This is a genomic window from Streptomyces niveiscabiei, assembly GCF_033794345.1.
In the GTDB taxonomy this organism is placed as follows: Bacteria; Actinomycetota; Actinomycetes; order Streptomycetales; family Streptomycetaceae; genus Streptomyces; species Streptomyces niveiscabiei.
The window spans coordinates 84,354-106,103 of record NZ_JARAYJ010000006.1 but is presented as its reverse complement, the minus strand read 5'-3'; the positions used below and the strand labels follow the sequence as shown (position 1 = coordinate 106,103).

The 21,750-nt window shown below is 74.0% G+C and carries 6 protein-coding genes; 1 reads left to right on the top strand and 5 read right to left on the bottom strand.

Annotation, left to right across the window (positions count from 1 at the left end; all coding sequences use genetic code 11):
- Positions 1-32: 32 nt before the first annotated feature.
- The 3 genes from PV682_RS10480 to PV682_RS10470 all read right to left on the bottom strand — a co-directional run bounded on the left by PV682_RS10480 (position 33) and on the right by PV682_RS10470 (position 18,783).
- Entirely contained in the window at positions 33-3,440 is a 3,408-nt protein-coding gene (locus tag PV682_RS10480; RefSeq protein ID WP_319726491.1) for an amino acid adenylation domain-containing protein, read from the bottom strand.
- Positions 3,437-17,743, bottom strand: a complete 14,307-nt coding sequence (locus PV682_RS10475) for an SDR family NAD(P)-dependent oxidoreductase (RefSeq protein WP_319726488.1) — start codon at positions 17,741-17,743, stop codon at positions 3,437-3,439. The genes PV682_RS10480 and PV682_RS10475 overlap by 4 nt, the downstream gene beginning before the upstream one ends.
- Before the next feature lie 461 nt (positions 17,744-18,204).
- A complete protein-coding gene (locus PV682_RS10470; RefSeq protein ID WP_319726486.1) occupies positions 18,205-18,783 on the bottom strand; it encodes a DUF6417 family protein in 579 nt (192 codons plus the stop codon).
- A gap of 195 nt (positions 18,784-18,978) precedes the next feature.
- On the opposite strand from PV682_RS10470, the gene PV682_RS10465 reads away from it, so the two are divergent.
- Positions 18,979-19,350: a hypothetical protein gene (locus PV682_RS10465; protein WP_319726484.1), complete on the top strand. Its 372-nt coding sequence runs from the start codon at positions 18,979-18,981 to the stop codon at positions 19,348-19,350.
- A 55-nt stretch (positions 19,351-19,405) separates the two neighbouring features.
- Here PV682_RS10465 and PV682_RS10460 read toward each other — a convergent pair whose 3' ends face one another.
- Entirely contained in the window at positions 19,406-20,821 is a 1,416-nt protein-coding gene (locus PV682_RS10460) for an oxygenase MpaB family protein (RefSeq protein ID WP_319726482.1), read from the bottom strand.
- Complete coding sequence (gene uppS / locus PV682_RS10455; protein WP_319726964.1) at positions 20,818-21,576, bottom strand: polyprenyl diphosphate synthase; 759 nt, start codon at positions 21,574-21,576, stop codon at positions 20,818-20,820. The genes PV682_RS10460 and uppS overlap by 4 nt, the downstream gene beginning before the upstream one ends.
- Positions 21,577-21,750: the final 174 nt, after the last annotated feature.

Genomic DNA, 21,750 nt, shown 5'->3' with positions numbered 1-21,750 from the left:
TGGGACAGCGGGTGAATGGGTGGGCATGGTGGTCATGGGCGTCGCCGCGTACGGTCGCGGCGGCCGGCCAGCGCCGACACGTCCCGCGTACGCCGCGGCCTCGCCGGAGCCGGCCCCGCGCCGCCGGAGACGTGGGCCGCCATCGCCCGCACCGTCGGGTGGCCGAACATGTCGAGCCGTGTGACGCTCAGCCCGAGCCGCTCCCGCAGCGCCGCCACCACCGACGTCAGCCGCAGCGAATCCCCGCCCGCGTCGAAGAAGTTGTCCTCGGCGCCGACCCGTTCGAGACCGAGCACCGCGCACCAGACCTCGGCGATACGGCGCTCAAGGTCGGTACGGGCGGGCGCGGTTGACGCACCGACGCCGGTGGGGCGCGGGAGCGCCTTGCGGTCGACCTTGCCGTTCGGCGTGAGCGGCAGCCCCGGCAGGGCGACGACCGTCGACGGGACCATGTACGCCGGGAGCCGCTCGGCGAGCGCGGTGCGCAGGGCGGCGCCGTCGGGTACGCCGGTCACGTACCCGGTGAGCCTGCGCTCGCCCGGCCGGTCCTCGCGGACGACCGCCACCGCCGCCTGGACACCCGGGAGCCCACGCAGCGCCGACTCGACCTCGCCGAGTTCGATCCGGTAGCCGTTCAGCTTCACCAGGCCGTCGACGCGCTCCAGGTATTCGAGGCGGCCGTCGGGGAGGTGGCGGACCAGGTCACCGGTGCGGTACGCGCGGCCGGTGCCGCCCTCGGGGGCCGGGACGAAGCGGTCGGCGGTCAGCTCCGGGCGGTGCAGGTAGCCGTCGGCCACCCCGTCGCCGGACAGCAGGAGTTCGCCGGGGACACCGGGGGGTACGGGGGTGCCGCGCTCGTCCAGGACGTGGGCGCGGGTGTTGCCGATGGGGCGGCCGATGGTGACCTCGGCGCCGGGTTCCACGCGGTCGACGGTGGACCAGATGGTGGTCTCCGTGGGGCCGTACATGTTGAACAGGTCGGCCACCAACGGGGCCAGTGTGCGGGCGAGTTCGGCGGGGAGGGGCTCGCCGCCGCACAGGGCCTTCAGCGCCGGGTCGCCCCGCCAGCCCGCCGCCAGCAGCATCTGCCAGGTCGTGGGGGTGGCCTGGAGGACGGTCGGGGACGCCCGCTCGACGCGTTCACGCAGGGCGACTCCGTCGGCGGCGACCGCCGCGGGCAGGATCTCGACCGTGCCGCCCCGCACCAGCGGGAGGTACAGCTCAAGGCCCGCGATGTCGAAGCAGACCGTGGTCACCGCGAGCAGCGAGTCACCGGCGCCGAAACCGGGCCTGCGGGCCATCGTCCACAGGAAGTTGACCAGCGCACGGTGGCCGACCTGGACGCCCTTCGGGAGACCGGTCGACCCCGACGTGTAGATGACGTACGCGGGGGAGTCCGGGTCGGAGTGGTCGACGTGGGCCGCCCGCGCGCCCGCGAGGGCTTCGGCCACCACGACCGGCTCGACTGGGAAGTCCGCGAGCACCCCGCCCAACGCCGCGTCCGTGAGGACCAGTTCGGCCCCGGAGTCCTTCAGCATGTGGCCGATGCGGGCGGGCGGGTAGATCGGGTCGAGCGGAACGTACGCCGCTCCCGAGCGGAGCACGGCGAGAAGGCTGATCAACAACTCCGGGGACCGCTCCAGGAACACGCCCACCAAACGGCCCGGTCCGGCACCGAGTTCGGTGAGGTGGTGGGCCAACCTGTCCGTCGCGTCGTCCAGTTCGCCGTACGTCAGCTCCCGGCCCTCGAAGCGGACGGCCACGGCGTCCGGGGAGGCGTCGGCGAGGTTGCCGATGAGGGAGGTGACCGTCGCGTGGCGGGGGTACTCCTCGTCGGTGTCGTTCCACTTGCCGTGGACGAGACGGTGCTCCTCGTCGGTGAGCAACGGGACGGTGGCGAGGGGGCGTTCGGGGTCGGCGGCGATGCCGTCGAGGAACAGGGCGTAGCGGTCGGCGAGCCAGGGGGCGTGGGCGCGGGCCTCGAAGCGGACGGTGCCGGTGGGGTCGATGTGGACGGTCAGGGGGCGGTCGTCCGTCGTGGTGTCGGCTGTGGTGTCGGTGCCTTGGAGGAGGACGGCGACGGGGAGCGTGGTGTGGGGGAGGGCGGGGTGGCGGAGGTGGATGTCCCGGCGGTACGGCGACTGTGTGCGCAGCCTGTCGAGCCGGGGGCCGAGCCTGGCGGAGAGGTCGGCGAGGGTGCGGGCGAGGGGGTTCTCCGGTATGTCCAGGGGGAGTTCGGCGGCCAGGACGCGGCTCGCCCGGGGCCGCGCGGAGATCGCCACGGTACGCTCGCCGCCGCGTGCGAGCCGGGTCAGGAACGCCAGCGCGGCTGCCAGGGCGGTCTGTTCCGGGGCCGTGCGCAGCGGCGCGGGCAGGGGGACCGGGGCCGCCTGGCTCGTCGTCGGGGTCAACTGGCCCAGCCTCGGCGGGAGTACGGGCTCCAGGTCGCCCAGGGCGCGCAGCCAGCGCGCCTCGCGGCGGTGGGCCGCCCTCGACGCCTGCTCCAGTCCGGCCGCCTCCTCCTCGGAGAGGTGCGGGAAACGGCCGTCCAACTGCCGTGCCAGCACCGGGAGTTCGAGCTTCTCGCCGGTTAGGGTGGCCAGGTCGGTGAGGCGTACGTCCCTGTCTGCGGTCGCGACCGTGAGGGTGTCCGGGGTGACCGTGACGATCGTGCCGGGGGCCGCTGTCGACGGGTGGCCGGTGACCTCGACCGCCCGGACGGCCACCAGGTCGTCGCCGGTCGCGAGGAGGGCCGTGCCGAAGTCGTTGCGGCGCCTGCCGAACGCCGTCGCGCGGACCAGGGCGTCGAGCCCGGCGGCCTCCGAGCGCCAGTCGAAGACACCGCCGCGCGGCGGGCCGTCGTACCGGGCGTGGTACGTGCGCAGGGCCATGTCCTGCGGGGTGCGGACGGCCGTGCCCGCCGCCAGCTCGTCGATCAGCTCGGCGAAGGACTCGATGCCGGCGTCGAAGCAGGCGACGTCCAGGTCGTGCACGGTCGCGGCCGGGGGGACCGGGACCGCGCGCCGCTTGAGCAGGTCGCCCGTGTCGGCCTCGCGGTTCATCACGTGCCAGGTGACGCCGTGCTCCAGCTCGCCGTCCAGGATCGCCCAGCTCGTCGCGTAGAGACCGGCGTGCTTCGGGAGGGGGCCGTCGTGGAAGTTGACCGGGAGCTTCGCGGGGAGGCTCAGCACCTCGTCCGGGAGCATACGGAGGTTGGCGATGCTGAACAGGTAGTCGAAGGCGAGGGGTTGGAGGCGGGCGGCGAGGTCCTTGCCGAAGGGGACGGCGGACAGGCCCTCGCTCTGCGCCCACGCCAGCAGGTCGGGGGCGGGGGAGACCACGGCGGCGACCGTGTGGCCCCGGGACCGGAGGAGGCGGGTGCACTCGACCAGGAGGGCTTCCTCGCCGATGACGACACAGGTGAACGGTGCGGCGGTCATCGGTCGCCCCCTTCGGACTTCGCTTGCTGGGAGAGGAGTTCGGCCAGGAGTTCTTCCACGGCCTCGTCGGACATGCCGGCGATGAGGCGCTCGGCCTCGTCGAGGGGCGCGTCCTCCTCGGCGCGGGGCGCCGGATCGGGGGTCGCCTTCGCCCGGAAGTGGTCGGCCAGCTGGCGGATCGTGATGCGCTCGAAGAGGAGAGTCGCCGGCTGCGGGCCGTACACCGCCTCCAGTGCTCGCGTCAGTTCGAGGACGACCAGCGAGTCCACGCCGTAGTTCTCGAAGGTGAGGTCGGGGTCCAGTTGCCCGGGGGCCATCTCCAGGACCCTCGCGAACACGTCGGTGACCTGGTGGAGGGGGTCGGCGGGGGCTGACACGGGGGCCTCGACGGTCAGGGCCGGGGCAGCCGGTGGTGCGGCGGCGGGGACCGCCGTGGGACTCACGCGTGCCGCGACCCCGTCGCTCACCGCCGCGATCACGCTCTGGAACGCCGCCCCCGCCTCGCTCTCCGGCGCCCCCACGCTGATCCCCGTGAACCCGCAGGCCGCCAGGGCGTCCCGCCACTGCCGCTCGCTCGCCAGCGGCGACCCCGGCATCCGCTGCTCGGGATCGTCGAAGAGCCACCACCCCGCCGTCAGCCCGAAGATCAGGGCGAGTTGACTCCTGGGCCGCGTCCCCTCGACCGCGAGCAGCACCCCGCCCCGCCGCAGCGACTCCTTGGCCCGGGTGAGCGTGTCGGACAGCCGCCGCGTCGCATGCAGCACGTTCGTCCCGAACACGACGTCGTACTCCCCGGCCGCCGCCCCGGCCTCGATGTCCAGCACCTCGAACCGCACGAACGGATACCGCGCCCCGAACCGGCTCCCCGCCTTGCGGACGAACGCCGGGGACACGTCGGTGAAGACGTACTCGACCGAATCCCCGTACGGCGCCAGCGCCGCGAGCACGGCGGCGGTCGTGCCGCCCGTCCCCGCGCCGACCTCCAGGATCCGAACAGGGCCGGTGCCCTGCGCCAGACGGGACGTGACCTGCTCGACGACGATCCGCGCGACCTCGGCGTTGCACCGGTCGGTGACCGGGTCGCCCCGGTAGACGGCGGCGACGCGCTCGGTGGAACCGTCGGGGAAGAGGACCTCCATGGCGGGGCGCCGGCCCGTGAGGATGTCGGGAAGAGCGGTGAGGCAGTCGGTGAGGAGGGCGACGACCGGGGCGAGCGCGCTGTGATGCTCAGCCAACGCGCGCAGTTCGGCGACGAGCTGAGCCTCGGTGGCCTCCTCGGGAGACCGTGCCCCGGCGATGGCGAGCTGTACGGCGAACAATGCCCGGTGTTCCGGGACCACTTGGCCCGGGTCGGTCAGCCCCGCCCGGCGCAGCACCGCCGCCAGGAGCCGTTCCGCCAGCACCTCGGCCTGTGCCACCGCCCGCTGATGCGCGGCGAGTTCGGGGTCGGGTCCGGCCGGGAAGCGCACCTCGGGCAGCGTGCCCGGGACCTCGCCCGGGGCCACCCGCAGGGTGCGGTCCGAGTCGATCCCGAGGTTGTCGAGGATCGCCCGGTCGGCGTCGAGCGCGAACACCTGAGGCAGCCCGGCCCCCAGGGTCCGCTCGACGACCGCCATGCCCCGCTCGGCGCTGAGCGGCCGGATGCCGGCGGCCTCGAAGCGGGTCAGGACGCGCGCCCGCTCCGCGTCCCCGGCCGCATGCCAGTAGCCGAGGTTGAGGACCCGCACCGGGAACGGCAGGGTGCGGGCGGCGTGGGCCGCGTACGCGTCGGCGAAGGCGCAGCCCGCCGCGTACCCGGCCTGGCCGTGGTTGCCCTCGAAGGCCACGCCGGAGGAGTAGAACAGGGCGAAGTCCAGGGGCAGTTCACGCACCGCGTGCAGCAACGCCCAGGCCGTGCCGGTCTTCACCTCCAGGGCGGCCCGCATCTCGTCCTCGGACAGCTCCCGCAGGACCCGGTTGACGAGGACCATCGCCGCGTTGAACACCCCGTGCAGGGCGCCGAATTCACGGACGGCGAGATCGACGGCGCCGGTGAGCGCGGCCGGGTCGGTGGCGTCCAGCGCCAGGTACCGCACCTCGGCGCCCGCCTTCTCCAGCCCGGCCACCGCCCGGCGCCGCTCCTCGTCGAGGGGCGAGCGCCCGACGACGACCAGCTTCGCGCCGTACGTCCGGGCGAGGTGCAGGCAGGTGTCCCGGCCGACCGCGCCGAGACCGCCGACGATCAGGTAGACGCCGCCCTTCCTCAACAGCGTTTCCCCGGAGGGCAGTTCGACCCGCTCCAGAGTCCGTACCCGGCGTACACCGCCCCTGATCGACACCGGCACGGGCTTCGCCGGGAAAGGCTCGGCGACGATCGTCCCGGCGAGCTGCCCGGCCTCGGCGGCGCGTACGTCGACCAGGGAGACGTGCAGCGCCGGGAACTCCTTCGCCGCGACGGCCGCGACACCGAAGAGCCCGGCCGCCCAAGGGGACGACGCGTCGTCGTCCGCCAGCGGGTGGACGTCGGTGGTGACGACCTTGAGCCGCACGCCTCGCTCCAGCGCGCCGGACCGGTCGAGGGCGCGCACCAGCCGGTACAGGGCAAGCGGACCGCCGTCGGCCGACTCCCGTGCGCCTGAACGGTCCACGGGGTCCTGAGCCGGTGCCGTACCGAAGAAGTACACGAGGTCGGGGGTGCCGATCTCGGCGTCCGTGAAGCCGAGCGGGACGCGGCGGACGTCGGCGCCGGGGTGCAACTCCGCGACGGGCTCGCCCACATACAGCACGCTGCGCCCGAACTCGGCCCGCCCCTTGGCGGCTTGAGGCGTCCACACCGGCCGGTGCACGACCACGGCGGACGGCTTCGCCTCCCGGTACGCCAGCCCCGCGAACCGGACCCGGACCGTGCCCGAGTCGTCGCAGAGCAGGGCCTCGCAGCGGTTCGGGCCGGTCTCCCGGACGTACGACCAGCCGCTGTCCGGCACCGGTCCGAACACGTCGACCCGGTCCGCCGCGAACGGGAGCATCGGCCGCGAGCGCCGCACGAGCAGCGCGGCGTACGTGTGGAGGGCCGCGTCCAGGACGCCGGGGTGCAGGGCGTGCGCCGGGTCGCCGTCGACGGCGCCTATCCGGCCGAGGACTTCGTCGGTGCCGGTCCAGACCTGACGGACCCGGCGGAAGAACGGGCCGTAGGGGAGGCCCTGTTCGGCGAGGTTCCGGTAGAAGGCGCCGCGATCCTCCGCGAGGCGGGCGCGCAGGGCGTCGGTGTCGAGCGGGGCGGGGGGCGGGCCGGCCTGGGTGAGGCGGCCGGTGGAGCGCAGGGTGTCGTCGGCGCCGAGGACGTCGTAGCGGTCGCCGTCGAAGGTGACCGTCACATCCTCGGCGGCGAGCGGGACGGCCCAGCGGACGTCGGTGAAGGCACGCCCGGTGAGCCCGCCGGCCGCCTCGGCGACGAGGTCCAGGTGGCCTACGCCGGGGAGGATGGGGCGGCCGTCCACTATGTGGTCGCGGAGGGCGGGGGTCTCGGGGGTCAGGCGGTGGCGCCAGGTGGTGGCCGGGGCGGGGACGACGGCCGGTGGTGCTGGATCGGCCCAGGTCGGGACGGCTGCCGGTGTTCGCGCAGCGTCCGAGGCCGAGGCCGGGGCTGCTGCCGATGAGTGCGTGGCGGCCGACGCCGGCACGCCCGTGGGTGCGATCGCAGCCGCGCTCGTGTCCAGCCAGTGCCGCACCCGCTCGAACGGATATGTCGGCAGCGGCACCCGGCGCCGCGCGGCGGGCCGCAGCCGCTCCAGCAGGTCCCAGTCCACGGTGACACCGCAGACCCACATCCGCCCGAGCAGATCGTCCGCCCCGGCCCGGACCTGCGCGGACAAGAACTCCTCCGCACCCACGCCCGCCGTAAACAGGTCGGCCAGCGGCGGGTGTTGCTCGACCCGCCCCCGGTGCAGCCACTGCCCGCCCTCGCCGCGTCCGGCGGCCGCCAGCTTCTCGGCCGCGTCCGCGAGACCCGAGGCCACGAACGCCAGCCGCTCGACGAGGGGTTCACGCCCCACACGCAAGGTGTGGGCGACGTCCGCGAGGCGGGCCGCGTCGGCGACGGCCCGGCCCAACTCGGCGGCGTACAGGAGCAGTCGCTGTTCGTCGCGGGCCGACAGGACGATCAACTCGCGCTCGGAGTCGGCCTCGTCCGGCGCGGGGGCGACGTACTCCTCCAGCACCACGTGCGCGTTGGTGCCCCCCGCCCCGAACGAACTCACCGCCGCCCGACGCGGCACCGCACGCCCCTCGGCGTCGAACTCCCGCGTCCACTCGGCCACTTCGCGCTGCACGGTGAACGGAGAGCGCGTGAAGTCGATGACCGGGTTCAGCTCCTCGGCGTGCAGCGACGGCAGCAACGTGCCGTGCCGCAACTGGAGTACGGCCTTGGTGAGCCCGGCGATGCCGGCCGCGCCCTCCAGGTGACCGATGTTGGACTTCACCGAACCGATCGCGCAGAACCCGGTGTCGGCGGTGTGCTTGCCGAACGCCTGCGCCAGCGCGGTGTGTTCGATCGGGTCGCCCAGCGCGGTCCCGGTGCCGTGCGCCTCGACGCAGCCGACGGTCCGGGCGTCGATGCCGGCCGCGTCCAGCACCTGTTCCACCAGGGCCTGTTGGGCCTGCGGGTTGGGCACGGTGTAACCGCTGGTCCGGCCGCCGTGGTTGACGCCGGTCGCCCGGATCACCGCGTGCACGGTGTCCCCGTCCCGGACCGCCTCCGACAGCCGCTTCAGCAGCACCGCGCCGACCCCCTCGCCGGGCACGTACCCGGTGCCGCCCGCCCCGAAGGCCCGGCAGCGGCCGTCGTCGGACAGCATCGACCTGGCGCTGAGGTGCACGTACTTGTCCGGGTGCACGGCGACGTTCACCCCGCCCGCGAGCGCGTACGCGCACTCGCCGCGCCGGATGCTCTCGCACGCCTGGTGCACGGCCACGAGCGACGCCGAGCACGCCGTGTCGATCACCACGCTCGGGCCCCTGAAGTCGCCGAAGTACGACACCTGGTTGGCGATCGACGAACGGTTCGCCAGCACCACCTGGGGGTTGCCGCGCGCCGACTCCGTCGCGCCGAGGATCGCGTAGTCGTCCCACATCACGCCGACGAACACCCCGACGTCATGGCCCTGGCCGCCGAAGCGGGGTGCTGGGAGGCGGGACGGGGGATAGCCCGCGTTCTCCAGCGCCGACCAGGCCGTCTGGAGGAACAGCCGCTCCTGCGGGTCCATCGTGCGGGCCTGCTTGGGGGAGATCTGGAAGAAGAGGGAGTCGAAGGAGTCGACGTCGGAGAGGAAGCCGCCCCAACGGCTGCTGCTGCGGCCCGAGTCGGCCAGCTCCGAGGCGTCCCAGCGGTCCGCGGGGACCTCGGTCACGCAGTCGCGGCCCTCGGAGAGGTTGCGCCAGAACTCGTCGAGGGTGTCGGCGCCGGGATAGCGACCGCTGATGCCGATGACGGCGATCGGGTCGTCGCCGGGGGAGACGGGAACCGGCCCTGGAGCAGGGGGAGTCGCCGCCTGCTCGGCCGACGGGTGTTCGTGAGTGATCCGGGGTTCTGCGGCGGCCCGGGTTTCCGGGGCGGGCAAGGGGTTCGAGAGGGCTCGGGCTTCCGAGGCCGTCCGGGGCTCCTCGGGGAACAGCCGGGCCACCGCGTCCGCGTGCTCCGCGAGCACATGGTCCGCCAGCTCGTCGACCGTCCGGCACTCGAAGAACACCGTCCCGCGCAGCCCCGGGAAGTCCTTGCCCAGCAGGGAGTTGGACTCCATGACGAGGACCGAGTCGAGCCCGTAGTCGTCCAGGGGCACGCGGCTGTCGAGCCGGCCCGTGGACAGCTTGAGCACCCCGGCGAGAACCCCGCGCAGATGCTCGACGAGACGCTCCCGGCGAGCGGCGCCGGAAGCGGAGGCGGGGGTGGCGGTGGCTTCGGCGCCAGTGCCAGGAGCGGAGACCGGGCGCTCAGCCTCGGCCGTCGGCGCGGCGGCCCCCGCCGGGGCCCCACCGCCCGTCACACCGGCCAACGCCCCGTCCAGCACCCCCGGTTCACCCCATGTCGGCACCACCCACGGCACCCCGGCCGCCAGCGAACGCCGCAGCAGCTCGACCCCCTGCGCCGCCTCCAGCGCCCGCATCCCGCTGCGCCGCGTGTACGCCGCCAACTCCTCCTCCCGCACCATCCCGTCCACCCCGCCGACCGCCCACAGCGGCCAGGCCAGCGAGATCCCGCCCCGCCGCACGGTGTACTCGTCCGCGAACCGGTTGGCGGTCGCGTAGCTGACCGCCCCGAAGTCCCCCACGAGCGAGGACACGGACGAGAACACGACGAACAGGTCGAGACCGTCCCCCCGCGTCAACTCGTCCAGATGCACCAGCCCATGCGTCTTCGCGGCCAGCACCCGGGCGAACCGCTCCCGATCCCCGTCGGCCCGCCCCTCGTCGGCGACCCCGGCGAGATGGAACACCCCGTGCAGCACCCCGAACCGTTCCCGGGCCACCCCCAACGCGGCGTCCAGCTCGGCCGAGTCCGCCACATCGGCCCGCACCGCGAGCACCTCGACCCCGAGCGACGCATGCCAGGCCCGCGTCTGAGCATCCGGCTCGGAACGGCCGACCAGCACCAGCCGGGCGGCGTACTCCGATGCCAGATGCTCGACGAGCACCCGCCCGATGGCACCCCCACCCCCGGTGACGACGTACACCCCGCCGTCCCGCACGGAAACCCCGCCGCCACCCGCCCCGGCGACCACCCGCAGACCCCGAACCTCCCGCTGCCCAGCGGCAGTACGCCGCACCTCAAGCCCGGCGACCCGAGGAACCGCCCGCAACTCGACCGCCACGGCCCGCGCGACCTCGCGCACCGAAGCACCGGCCGCGACCTCCAGCGTCAGCAGCTCCAGCCGAGGCGCGACCGGCGCCGTCGACAACGCGAACCCGGCGAACGCCGCCCCCTCCGGGGCCCCTTCCCGATGCACGACCACACACCGAACCCGCCCGCCCAGTACGCCGGTTCGCACACCGTCCAGCACATCCAGCACGGGCGCGCAGAGCCGGTCGAGGCGTTCGGCGGGGGAGAGGGAGCCGTCCGGCTCACCCATGACGCCGTCCGGCTCGCTCACGACGACGACATCGAGCCCGCTGTCCGACGCCGACGCCGCGAGATCGCCACCGGACACGACCCGCGCCCACGCCCCGCAGTCCCGCAACTCCGCTTCCAGCGCGGGGTGATCGCCGAGCACCACGAGCGTCGGAGCCGCCGCGCCGAGTCCGGGTTCGGGCGCGGGACGCCAGTACGGCTCGTAGAGGCGCGGCTCGCCGGTCGCCCCCGACGTCGTACGCCCCGCGAAGTCCCGTACGACGGCGATGACATGACCCTGGGCGTCGTACACCGTCACGTCGAACCGCCGCACCCCCGCCGACTCGCCCACGAGCCGGGCGTGGGCCGACGCACCGGCGGACAGTTCACCGAAGGCGTCCAGGGAACCGAGACTGAAGGGAACCGCCAGGTCGCCGGAGTACGGCACGGCCCAGTGGCAGGCGCGCAGCGCCCCGTCCAGCAGCGCCCACGGCTGCCCGTCCCCCAGCCGCACCAACGCCTCTCCGGCACCGGCACGGATCTCGTCGATGACCTGGAAGGAGGGCCCGTACGCGAACCCGGCGTCCGCGTAGTCCCGGTAGGCGCCGGCCCGGTCCCGCACGACGCTCAACCGGCCGCGCAGCGCGGCGAGTTCTTCGGCGGCCTCCGGCGCGGGGGACACCGGGACGGCGATCCCGCGCGCGTGCGTCCCGTCGTCGCTGTGCACCTCGAAGGCGAGCTGCTCACCCTCCGGCCGGAAGGAGACGTACAACTCCAGCTCTCCGCCGCCGAGTTCGACGGCCCGCCCCCACACCACGTCCCGCAGAGCGTGCCGGACACCCGGCTCGGCCAGCGCGGCGGCGGCGCGGACGAACTCCAGCGTCGCCGCGCCCGCGAACAGGGGACGGCCCTCGATGACGTGGTCGCGCAGGAGCGCGTCGGAAGCCCGGAGCGTCTTGCGGAACCGGACGCCGGTGACCGTCGACTCGTTGGCGTCGATCAGGGCGTGCGGCGCGGCCGAGCCGAACTCCGCGTCCAGCGGGATCCAGTAGGACTCGTCGGCGAACGGATACAGCGGCGCCCGCACCCGGCGAGGCGCGGGGCCGGGCCGGCCGGCGCGCAGGGCGGCCCAGTCGACGTCCTCGCCGCGCAGCCACCTGCGGGCCGCGTCGTCGGTGACCGGCGGAACCGGCCCGCCGTCCGCGAACTCCCGCAGCGCGGCGACGAGTTCGGCGCCCTCGGTGACCAGTACCGCGAACCGCGCGTCGAGCGCCTCGCGCCCCACCCGGCTCGTGAAGCACAGGTCGGCCAACGGCACCCGCTCGGTCGCGACGAAGTCGGCGGCGCGGTCGGCGTAGGCCCGCAGACGCTCCTCGTCGCGGGCGGACAACAGGAACAACTCCGGTTCAGCCAGACGTTGTCGGCCCGCCGGAGTCTCCGTCACCACGTCGGGGCGCGGTGACTCCTCCAGGACGAGGTGCGCGTTCGCCCCGCCCGCGCCGAAGGAGCTGAGGCCCGCCCGGCGCGGCCCGTTCCCCTCGGGCCAGGCTGACAGCTCGCGCTGGACGTGGAACGGGGAGCGCTCGAAGTCGATGTTCGGGTTCAGCTCCTCGGCGTGCAGGGACGGGACGAGCGTGCGGTGCCGGAACTGGAGCAGCACCTTCGTGAGCCCCGCGATCCCGGCCGCCGACTCCAGGTGCCCGATGTTCGACTTGGCCGACCCGATCGGCCAACTCCCCTCCGTGCCGTACGCGTTGGTCAGCCCGGTCAGCTCGATCGGATCGCCCAGACTGGTGCCCGTGCCGTGCGCCTCGACATAACTGATGTCGCCGGGCGCGACTCCCGCCTTGCGCAGCGCCGTCGAGATGACCTGCTGCTGCGCGCGCGGGTTCGGCACGCTGTAACCGTTGGTCCGGGCACCGTGGTTGACCGCGCTGCCCAGGATCACCCCGTGGATGCGGTCACCGTCGGCCAGCGCCTCGCGGTACGGCTTCAGCAGCACCGCGCCGACCCCCTCGCCGGGGACGTAGCCCGTGCCGCCCGCGCCGAAGGCCCGGCAGCGGCCGTCGTCCGAGAGGAAGCGGCCCTGGCTGAGGAAGCCGAACTTGTACGGGTGGACGGAGACGTTGACGCCTCCCGCGATGGCCAGCTCGCTCTCGCCCCGGCGCAGGCTCTCGCACGCGAGATGGATCGCGGTCAGGGACGAGGAGCACATCGTGTCCAGGGCCATGCTCGGGCCGGACAGGTTCAGGGCGTGGCTCACCCGGTTGGCGATCGTCGCGAACGAGGAGCCGGTCAGCGGGCGTCCACCGCGCAGCGCGTCCAGCGCGCCGTGGAACTGGTACTCGCCGTACATGACACCGACGTACACACCCACCGGACGCCCGGCCAGATCGGCGCGCCGGTAGCCCGCGTCCTCCAGGAGGTGCCAGGAGTTGAGGAGGAACAGCCGTTCCTGAGGGTCCATCAACTCGGCCTGGCGGGGGGAGATCCCGAAGAAGAGCGGGTCGAAGCGGTCGACGTCGCGCAGGAATCCGCCCCAGCGGGTGTGCGCGAGACCGGGGGCCGCCGGGTCGGGGTCGTACCAACGGGTGCTGTCCCAGCGGTCGTCCGGGATCTCCGTGATGCTGTCGCGGCCCTCGGAGAGGTTCTCCCAGAACTCGTCGAGGTCGTCGGCGGCCGGGTAGCGGCCGGCCAGCCCGACGACGGCTATGGCGCCGTCGTCCTGGCCGGTACCGGCCGGGCCGGAAGGCCGCGCGGCAGGCCTGGCCCGGTGCACCGTGCGGGTCACGGCCGCCGTCGCGGCCTTGCCGGAGGAGACTCCCTCGCCCTTTCCGGACGAGCCTCCGTCGCATCCCCCTGCGCCGGGCGCGCTCAACTCGCCCGCATGCCGCCGCGCGAAGTAGTCCGCCAGCTCCCCGAGGTTCGTGTACTCGAAGAACAGCGTCTTCGACAGGTTCGCGAAGTGCCGCTCCAGCTCCCGGTTCAGCTTCGCGATCATCAGCGAGTCGATGCCGTACCGCTCGAACGGCGCCTCCTCGGTCAGCTCCGCCGCGTCCAACCCGGTCTCGGCGGCGATGAGTTCACGCAGCAGCGCCACGGCCCGCGCCCTCGGGGCGGCGCCCTGCGCGGCGGCGGGGCGGGACGTCTGCGGGGCGAGCGCGGTGAGCGCGGCCGTGATCCGCCGTACGTCACCGTGCGCGGCGATCACCGGGCCCCGTATGCCGAGCGCCTGCTCGAACAGGGCGAGACCCGCCGCCGTGGAGAGCGTGCCGAACCCGGTGCGGGCGGCGACGTCCGAGGCGTCCTCGGCGCTCTGCCGCATGCCGCCCTCGGCCCACAACGGCCAGGCAATTGCGGTGACATGGCCGCTTTGCTCGGCGTACGACTCCAGGCGGGCGTTGGCGTAGGCGTAGTCGCTCTGCCCCGGGTTGCCGATGTGCGCGGCGATCGAGGAGAACGCGACGAAGAAGTCCAGCGGGTCGCCGGCGGTCACGGCGTCCAGCGCCTCGACGCCGGCCGCCTTGGGGGCCAGGACGGCCGCGAAGTCCTCGGCGGACTTGGTCAGCGCGAAGCCGTCCCGCAGCACACCGGCCGCGTGGACGACGCCGGTGAACGGCCCGAACTCGGCGTGCACGGCGGCGAGTCGGTCCCGGTCGGTGACGTCGGCGCGGCGGTACGCGACCCTGTCGTCCAGGTCCGCGGGCCGCTCACCCCGCCCCACCGCCACGACCTGGGCGTCCGCCCGCGCGAGCAGCCACTCGGCGACGATCCGCCCGAGTCCGCCGCCACCCCCGGTCACCAGGTACGTGCCGCCGTCACGGACGACGACCGGCTCGCCCCCCGGCGAAGCGGCCTCGACCGCCAGGACCCGGCGCCCGGAAGCGGCGTAGGAGACCTCCACGTCCCGGCCGTGCCCCGCGAGTTCCGCGCCGAGCGCCTCCGCCTCGTCCACCCCCTCGCCGAGCCCGATCGCCTGGATCGCCAGCTGAGGGTTCTCGGCGCGGATCGTCCGGGCGAAGGCGCCGAGCGCGGGGTCGCCGCGGTGCAGCAGCATGACCCGGACGGGGGAGGCGGGGCGGGCGGCGAGGAGGTCCTGGACGGCGCGCAACGCGCTTTCCGGCGCGGGCTCGTCGACCAGGACGACATCCGGCGCCGCCTCGGTCACGACCTCGAACCCGAGCCCCGCCAGCACCGAGCCGTGTTCCGCGGAACCGACCACACAGGCCGTGCCGCCCAGCTCGACTCCCGTGACCGGCAAGGGCGCCTCGACCCACCGCCGCACCAACAGCGCCGACTCCCGCGCCTCACCCAGCACCCGCACGGCCAGGTCGTTCAGCCGCGCCAGCACCCGCCCATGACCGTCCACCAACGTCAGACGCGCCCGAGCGGTCCGCTCACCCGACTCCTCGACCGTCACATGAACCCGGCACCCTTCGACGACCGGCGCGTGCACGACGAGTTCACCGAGCGCCAGCGGCAGGAACCCCTCGGCGGACGCTCCGTACGCCCGCGCCAACAGCACGACCAGCGCGTGCAACGCCCCGTCGATCAGCGCGGGGTTGAGCACGGCCCCGTCCAGCGCGGCCCCCTCGGGCGGTTCCAGGACGCCGAGCGCCTCCCCGTCCCCGAGCCGCACCTCGCCGAGCGCCCGCATCCGCGCCCCGTAGCCGAGACCGAGGCCGCGCAGCACCTCGTACGCCTCACCGTGCCCGACCACATCGCCGCACCGGTCCGCGACCGGCGTCAGATCCACCGGAGCGGGCGGATCGACCGGCGCCGGGCCGATCGAGCCCGACGCCACGACCTCATCGCCGTCGGCGAGGTGGAAGCCGACGGTGTCGTCCTCGTGCCACAGCCGCACCAGCGCGGTGCGTGGACCGTCGGCGTAGGACAGCAGCCGTTCGAAGGAGACGCCGCGCAGCGACACGGGCCCGCCGAGCGCGAGTTCACCGGCCGCCCGCACCAACTCGACCTGTCCGGCGGCCGGCATGACCGGTGAGCCGTTCACCTGGTGGTCGGCGAGGTAGAACTCGGCGCCCGTGCGGGAGCTGCGGTAGGCGAGGGTGTCGAGCGTGGAGACGTTCTCGTCCAGCATCGGGTGCGGGCCGGCCGCCTGCGTCTCCGGAACGGGGGACGCGGGCGCGTCGAGCCAGCACCGCCGCCCCTCGAACGGGTACGTCGGCAGCGGAACCCGCCCGCGCTCCTCACCCTCGAACCACGCCGCCCAGTCGACGGCCGCCCCCGCCTGCCAGGCTCGCGCCAACCCGTCCCAGGGCCCGTCGGTCACTCCGAGGGCGACCCCACGCACCTCGTCGAGCGCACCCCTGACAGGGATGCGCGTGCGGTGCGGTGTGCCGGAAGCCGCCTCCCCGCCGACGGCCTCCGCGAGCGTCAACTCCCCCGCGACACACGCCGCGACCCGCCCCGCCAGCCCGTCCCCGTGCACCGCGACCGGGGTGACACCCCAGTCGAGCCACAGCTTCCCGAGCGCGTACTGCACGGCGAACGCCCGCCCCCGCTCGCCCAGTCGGTCGGCGCCCGCGGTGAGCGCGGCCTCGTGGTACGCGGCGAAGGCGGGCTCGGCCGCCCACGCGCCGGCCAGGCCCGCCGCGTCCGGGACGTCCTCCGTGAACACGAACGACACCTCACCGGTCCCGGGGCGTTCCGGCACGGCCGCCTCACGCAACGCCCGCGCCAGCGCGGCGCGTTCACCCCCGGTCACCGCGAGCCGGTACTCGTGGGCCCGGCGGCCGACCGCCAGCGTGTAGGCCACGTCCGCCAGCGGCGCCGAGTCGTCGCCGTCGAGATGGCCGGCGAGGTTCGCCGCGGCCGTGGCCAGGGCGGTCGGCGTCCGCGCCGACACCACCAGCACCTGCGACGCCCGTGAGTCCCCCGTCACCGCGACGGACGGCGCCTCCTCCACCACCGCGTGCGCGTTGGTCCCGCCGATGCCGAACGAGCTGATCCCCGCCCGCAGCGGCCCGTCCCCCGTCCACGCCATCGTCTGCGTGGACACCTTGAACGGTCCCGCGGCGAAGTCGATCGCCGGGTTCGGCGTCGTGTAGTTGACCGTCGGCACCAGCGTGCGGTGCTTCAGCATCAGCGCCGTCTTGATCAGCCCGGCGACGCCCGCCGCCGCGTCCAGATGCCCCAGGTTCGACTTCACCGAACCGATCGCGCAGAACCCGGTGTCGGCGGTCGTGTCCCTGAACGCCCGTGTCAGCGCGGAGACTTCGACCGGGTCACCGAGCCGCGTCGCCGTCCCGTGCGCCTCGACGTACCCGATGGACCGCGGGTCCACGCCCGACACGGAGTGCGCCTCGCGGATCACCGCGGCCTGTCCGGCGGCGCCCGGCGCGGCGAAACTCACCTTGCCCGAACCGTCGTTGTTCGTCGCCGTGCCCTTGATGACCGCGTACACGGTGTCCCGGTCGGCGAGCGCGTCCCGCAGGGGCTTCAGCACGACGACCCCGACGCCGTTGCCGAGGACCGTGCCGCTCGCGTCCGCGTCGAACGTCCGCACGTGCCCGTCCTCGGAGAGGATCGCGCCCTCCTCGTACAAGTACCCCTTCTCCTGGGGGACCTTGACGGTCACACCGCCCGCGAGCGCGATGTCGCACTCGCCGTTCACGAGGCCCTGGCAGGCGAGGTGGACGGCGACGAGGGACGTCGAGCAGGCCGTCTGGACGGCGTAACTGGGGCCCTTGAGGTCGAGCTTGTAGGAGAGGCGCGTCGCCAGGTAGTCCTTGTCGTTGCCGACCATCACCGCGAAGTGGCTGGACGTCGTGGTCTGGTCGACGTTGGGCAGCACGTGCTGCTGGAGGTACGTGTTGACGGCGGCCCCCACGTACACGCTGATCAGGCCGTCGTAGCGGGCCGGGTCGTAGCCGGCGTGCTCCAGGGCCGCGTGGCCCGCCGTGAGCAGGACGCGGTGCTGGGGGTCGGTGATCGCCGCCTCGGCCGGGGTGAACTCGAAGTAGCCCGTGTCGAAGAGGTCGACGTCCGGGATGATCCCGTGCGCCGGTACGTACGTCGGGTCGTCCAGCAGGCGCGCCGGGACGCCGGCCGCCGCCAGCTCCTCGCGGCCGAAGCGGGTGATGCCCTCACGGCCCTCTCTCAGCAGACGCCAGAAGGAGTCCAGGTCGTCGGCGCCGGGGAACCGCCCGGCCATCCCGATGATCGCGATGTCCGTCTCGGCCGCCTGGATCTCGTGGCTGCTCACTGGCGCGATCTCCCCTTTTTCGTGTGCGGGTGTCACTGGGTGCGGATACGGACGAGGTGCGGTGGGGGAATCGGTTCAGCCCCGGCGCGCGGCGAGCGGGACGCGCCCCCCCCCGCGCTGCCCCGGACGCCTCGGAGACGGGCCTGCCGGAAGGGCCCGCGGAGCCCGTACGGAGGAGGCGGCGCCGTCGCACCCGGCGCCGCCCACGCCCAGGGCCCTGCTGATGGATCTCCGTGGCATCGCGACGCGCAGCACCTCCCGCACCCACGGCGGGCCCGCCCACGGAGTGGGCCCGCCTCGGTTGTGGTCCAAGACTCGTCGCGGCCGGCGCGTGCCGTCACCACCCGACCGAGTAGAGCCGTCGACGGTTCACGCGCGGGGAACCTACTCGATCAGGTGGTTTGAAGGGGGTCGCCGCAGGTGGGAGCCACCCCCGCCCGAGCCCCACTGCCAGGTGCCAGTCAGACCTGACCGCGTCGCACCCACACGCCGTACTCGCGGCGGAAGCGGTTCTCCTCCGCGCACGAGAAGACGGTGGTGCGCAGGGACATCGCGTACGCCGCCGACTCCATCTGCTCCGGGGTCAGGCACAGGTGCCAGCGCTTCTCGGTGGCGCTGAACCCCGCCGCCGCGACCCGCTCCGCGAGCCCCGCGGCCGGGGGCCGGGTCAGCCGGTGGCCGACGCCGACGAAGACCCGCAGCGTGTCCATCTGGGCGGGCAGCAGTTTCACCAGCTGCTCGCCGGGCGCCGGTTCACGCGGGACCGGCTGGACGACCGTGCGGTTGTGCGCGTAAACGAGGACGTCCCGGCCGAAGTCGGTGACGCGCAGGGCGCGCGGGACCGGGCGGCCCACCAGGGCGGTGAGGTCGATGAGCGCCTGCCGGTCCGCCTGCTCGACGACGCCCTCCTGGATCGCGGCCTTGACCGCGTTCCACACCCCGTCCGACAGCCCGTCGTCGAGCACCCACCCCCAGCGGTCCGCCCGCCAGCCCGCGCACAGCTCCTCCAGGAGCGTGATCCGCTTCTCCGAGTGCCTCATGCACCACCTCGCCCACCGAGCGTAGTGCGCCGGGCAGCACAACGTGAGCGGTTGGGGAAAACCGGGGACGCGGCGGTGCTCGGTGTCCGTGTCGTGCGGGCGGCCCGGCATCTCTTGACGCCTCACGCCCCGCGCACCACCATCGAGGGCGACCGAACGCGGGGTCTCGACCGGCAGAAGGAGACGACCAGACCCATGCGAACGAGACTCATCGCAAGCGGCTTGGCAGCGGGGGCGGCGGCACTCGGCGCGGCCCTGGCACCCACACCCGCCACGGCAGCCCCCTCCGCACAAGTGATCTGCATCCCGGAGGCCCGGGTGTGCGCGGGCGTCGACGGCAACGCGACCCAGGGCTACGTGTACACGTTCACGATCAGGCAGCCGCCCCCGGCCCTCGGCCTGTCCTTCACCGTCAACGGGCTCCCGGCTGCGGGCAGCAGCACGATCGTCACCCAACCCAACCTCGTGCAGGGGTGGTTCAGGCCGTCCCCGGCCCTCGTCCAGGGCGACCGGGTCTGCATGACCATCTCGTCCATCCCCGGCACCTACTGCGGCACAGCGAGCTGACCGGCCACCCGGCAGGGGCGGCCCCCACCCGGGGAACCGCCCCTGCCGCACGCCCTCACGCCTCCGCGAGCAGCGGATCGAACGGCGTCGTACGGTGCCGGCCCGCCATGAACGACAGGAAGTCCCGCACGAACTCGCCCCGCGAGTACGCCTCCCCGAGCTCCGGCAGCTCACGGCGGAACGCCCTGCGGAACAGCCGCCGGTACTCCTGCGCGTCGATGCGCTGGTCGCCGTTCGTGTCGGTGGCGTCGAAGAGGACCTCGGCGACCCGGATCAGCGCGGGCCCGGCGAGGGACGGCACCGCCGCCGCGTACTCCGCGCGGCTCACCCGGCCGTCGCCGTCGGTGTCCAGGGCCGACTGGAGCTCGCGCCACCAGTCGGCGTACGCGGCGTACAGGCGGGTCTCCAGCGGCTCGTCCAGATCGAGGCGGGTCGACAGCTCACGGGCCATCGCGGCGAGGTCCGGCCACATGACATAGCCGTCGCCGGTCTGGTCGAGGACCGCGTCGAAGAACTCCTCGGCGTCATGGGACCGTTGACGCGGGACCACGAGAGGCTCGGCGGGCAGGGGCGTGACCAGCCGCACGAACGCGCCGGCCTTGCGCACCGTGTCCCGCACCGCCCTGATCCGTGGGTCGTCGCTGTCCGGCGACTTCGACAGCAGGTCGACGACCTTGTCCGCCTCGACCCACCCCTCCGGCAGGAACCGCGCGAGCCCGGCCGTGAAATAGGCGCTCCGCAGCAGCGCCCCCGCCCCCGGTACCTCGGCCAGCCCCGCCCGCCGCCGGAACGCCTCCGGCAGCGACGCCACCGTGACCGCGCCGATCACCGGCCCCGCGACCGCCCGCCCCGCCGCCCACAGCGTCGGCACACCGTGCAGCAGCGGCGGCGCCGGAACGTGCTCGAACAGGCGGTACAGGATGATCCGCACCGCCTCCGTGTTCTCCAGCTCCCGCGCGACCACCCGGTCGAAGTACGGCCAGAACTCCCGCACCGACTCCGGCAGCCGGTTCTCCTCGCCGTCCAGCGCGCCCAGGAACGCCCGGTACTCGGCGTACACCCGGTCCATCTCCGCCGGGTCCAGCGGCTGGCCGCTCAGCCGGCACAACGTGACCGTGCTCTCGAACAGCGTCGCCACCACCCACGCCCGGACCTCGGGGTCCGTCGCGTCGTAGGCGCCCTCGCTCCTGAGGCGCGCGTGCAGCCGGTTCAGGCGGCCCGCCTCCCGCGCGCGTACGGCGTCGTCCGCGCCGAACATGCGGCGCAGGCTGCGGTAGGTGTTCCACAGGCGGCGCCACGGGTGCGTCACGAACGTCGAGTTGTCCAGCAGGGCCGCGCCGACCTGCGGGTGCGCCGCCTCCAGGACGAGCGCCCGCACCAGGGCCAGCGCCCAGCGCGGGTCGTTGACGAACGTGTCGAACTTCGAGCCCGGGCCGAACAAGGGGGCGTTGGCGCTGGTGGTGTCGGTCACGGGTGGGGCTCTCCGATCCGTTGGGGCTGGGGTACGACGCCGCCGTAGCGGCGTTCGCGCTGCTGGTAGGCGTGCAGGCACTCCAGGAAGTGCGGCGCCCGGAAGTCGGGCCACAGCACGGGCGGGAACGTCCACTCCGCGTAGGCGACCTGCCAGAGCATGAAGTTGGAGATCCGCTGCTCGCCCGACGTACGGATGACGAGGTCCACGTCCGGCGTGTCCGGGAACGGCAGGTGCGCGGCGAAGCTCTCCTCGTCGACGGCGTCCGCCGGGACGCCCGCGCGGATCAGGGACCGCGCCGCCTCCACGATGTCCCGCCGGCCGCCGTGGTCGAAGGCGACGGTCAGCGTCATCCCCCGGTTGCCCTCCGTCAGCGTCATCAGGTCGGCGAAGTCCCGCGCCAGGCCCGCCGGGATGCGCGGATCGCTCACCCCGAGGAACCGGCAGCGGATGCCCCGCGCGTGCAGCAGCGGGGCGTGCTTGCGCACCACCCGGCGCACCAGCCGCATCAGGAAGTCGACCTCGCTGCCGGGCCGCCGCCAGTTCTCCGTCGAGAACGCGTACAGGCTCAGCCACTCGACGCCCGCCCCGCGCGCGGCCTCGATCACGTCGATCACCGTCGCCTCGGCGGCCCGGTGCCCCGACGTCCGCGGCAGCTCCCTGCTCGCCGCCCACCTGCCGTTGCCGTCCATCACACAGGCCACGTGCCGCGGCACCGCCCCGCGCGCGGGCGCCCGCACCGACGCCGCCTGCATCCCCGCCATCCCCACCGGCCCCTCCCGCCCTGAGACACCCCCAGCGTGCCTGTCCCATCGGCCGAACGGGCTAATTCCGCCCCCGATTCACTCGAAAGAGATCACCGCCTGTCCGGCTCGGACGGCTTCCTGACCGTTTCCGACGCTGTGTCCCGGTGTGAGCGTCCCGGTGTG

What these genes read in the sequence shown, in the direction of transcription:
- PV682_RS10480 (WP_319726491.1), bottom strand. Translation starts at nt 3,440, where the DNA reads ATGACCGCCGCACCGTTCACCTGTGTCGTCATCGGCGAGGAAGCCCTC.
- PV682_RS10470 (WP_319726486.1), bottom strand. Translation starts at nt 18,783, where the DNA reads ATGAGGCACTCGGAGAAGCGGATCACGCTCCTGGAGGAGCTGTGCGCG.
- PV682_RS10465 (WP_319726484.1), top strand. Translation starts at nt 18,979, where the DNA reads ATGCGAACGAGACTCATCGCAAGCGGCTTGGCAGCGGGGGCGGCGGCA.
- uppS (WP_319726964.1), bottom strand. Translation starts at nt 21,576, where the DNA reads ATGCAGGCGGCGTCGGTGCGGGCGCCCGCGCGCGGGGCGGTGCCGCGG.